Annotated in this window: 3 protein-coding genes; all 3 read left to right on the top strand. The window is 70.5% G+C overall.

The genetic code is table 11. The features are described 5' to 3' along the window. Window positions 1–883 (top strand): hypothetical protein (locus BEN49_RS28060; protein WP_204376127.1); only part of this gene is annotated, 883 nt, incomplete at its 5' end. An 88-nt stretch (window positions 884–971) separates the two neighbouring features. After that, the gene (locus BEN49_RS14625) at window positions 972–1568 is read left to right on the top strand and encodes a Maf family nucleotide pyrophosphatase (protein WP_070744603.1); all 597 of its coding nucleotides are present in this window, start codon (window positions 972–974) and stop codon (window positions 1566–1568) included. Between the two features lie 51 nt (window positions 1569–1619). Beyond that, window positions 1620–1893, top strand: a 274-nt coding sequence (locus BEN49_RS14620) for a hypothetical protein (RefSeq protein WP_141765678.1), incomplete at its 3' end; no start/stop codon positions are given.

The following is a 1893-nucleotide window of genomic DNA, read 5'->3' as shown; positions in this document are numbered from 1 at the left end:
GGTGGCGGCGATAGTGGTGCTAGGCCGGGGCCGCGCCGGGGCCCGGCTGCGGCGCCAGGCGCTGGTGGCCGGCGCGGGGGTGGCCGCGCTGGCCGCCGTGCTCTATTTGCCCGTAGGCTGGCTCACGGGCTGGCCCCTGCTGCTGGCTAACCCCTACGTGGCGCGCCTGGCCCCGGCCTTTTTCTGGGCGCAGCTCCTGCCCTACTACGTGCCCGTTACGGTCACGCTGCTCTACGGCCGGGCGGTACTGGGGTGGCCGCTGCTTGGGCTGTTGGCCCTGGGGCCCGCTGCGGTGGCGCGCTGGGCCTCGCCTGCGTGGCGGCCCGCGGCGTGGCTGGCCTGGGTGGGCGCATTGGCGCCAGTACCCCTGCTGCTGGCGCAAGGGGTGATGCCGCCCGGCCGCACCATTTATTATACCGTGTGGCCGGCCCTGGTACTGGCCGGCCTGGCCCTAGAGGCGGTGGCACGCCGGTGGCGGGGCCCCGGGCGAGCCGCCTGGGCCCTGGCGGGGGCCCTGGGCCTAGGCCACGCCGGGTTCCGAGTGGTCCAGCAGGTACGCATACAAGCCGCCGCCCGGCGCGACGACCAGTGCTACCGGCAGGCCGCGGATTGGCTTGCCGCCCGCCCCGCTCGCCGCGTGTTGATCACCGTGCCCGGCTACGACCTGTACCTCGCGCACCAGGCCCGGCTCCAGCATCGCCCGCTGCCTCCCTTGCAGGGCCCCGACACGCGGCCTGGCGCCCGCACCGGATACTACGACTACCTGGTGCTTGGCTGCAGCGAAACGCCACCGGCCTGGCTGGCGCCGCACCGCTACCAGCCCGGTTTCAGCGCCGGCCCCTTGCGTGTGTACCAGCGCCTAGGCGCCGCGCCGCTCCCCTGAGCAGGGCGTAATTTTGTGGCTTCGGCCGCCGCTGGTACTTTTTCGCACCCGTTGCTTCGAAGCCGTTTTGTTATGCCCTGTTGATGCCATGCGCCTGATTTTAGCTTCTAACTCGCCCCGACGCCGCCAACTGCTGGCCGACCTGGGCCTGCCCTACGAAACCCGCCTGCTGGACGTAGACGAGGACTTCCCCCCCCACCTGCGCCGGGCCGAGGTAGCCGAGTACCTGGCCGCCCACAAGGCGGCCGCCTACGCTGCTGGCCTGGTCCCCGACGAGGTAATCATCACCGCCGACACCATCGTGTGCCTCGGAGATGACGTGCTGAACAAGCCCGCCGACGCAGCCGAGGCCACCGCCATGCTCACGCGCCTGCAGGGGCGGGCCCACGACGTGTTTACAGGCGTGTGCCTACGCACCGGCGACGGCCGGCAAGTGGTGTTTTCGGACCAGACCACCGTGCACTTTCGCCCCCTGAGCCCGGCCGAAATTGCGTTCTACATCGCCCACTACCAGCCTTTTGACAAAGCCGGGGCCTATGGGGCCCAAGATTGGGTGGGCATGGTGGGCGTGACGCGCCTGGAGGGCTCTTACTTCAACGTAATGGGCCTGCCCGTGCACCGGGTGTGGGCCGAGCTGGCGAAACTGGGGGCCCTGCCTGCGGCCGCCCCACGCCCCCGGCACTAGCTTTTCTTGCCGACCGGCTGGTGGCCGGTGCACTGCCTTTGGCTACGCCCTATGCCTTCTTCCCCGTCGCCTTTGGGCCACACCAATGCGCGGTTTTTGGCGGCCTTGCTGCTGGGGGCCCTGGCCCTGTGCGCGGCCTACGCGGCCCTGGTCCTCAACCAAGCCACCTACGCCGACGTGCTGGCCTTGGGCCGCCTCACGTATCACAACGGCTTCTACGACCACCTGCCCGTGCGGGTAACGGCCGCGGAATTTGCGCGGGCCCAGCGCGTGGCTTTGGGTGGCGCGGGGGCCCTGGCCCGCCTCATCGAGGAAGAAATTGACC

The organism is Hymenobacter coccineus (genome assembly GCF_001816125.1).
GTDB classification, from domain to species: Bacteria; Bacteroidota; Bacteroidia; order Cytophagales; family Hymenobacteraceae; genus Hymenobacter; species Hymenobacter coccineus.
Note: the sequence above shows the minus strand (reverse complement) of the source record. Positions and strands in the feature narration are given on the sequence as shown.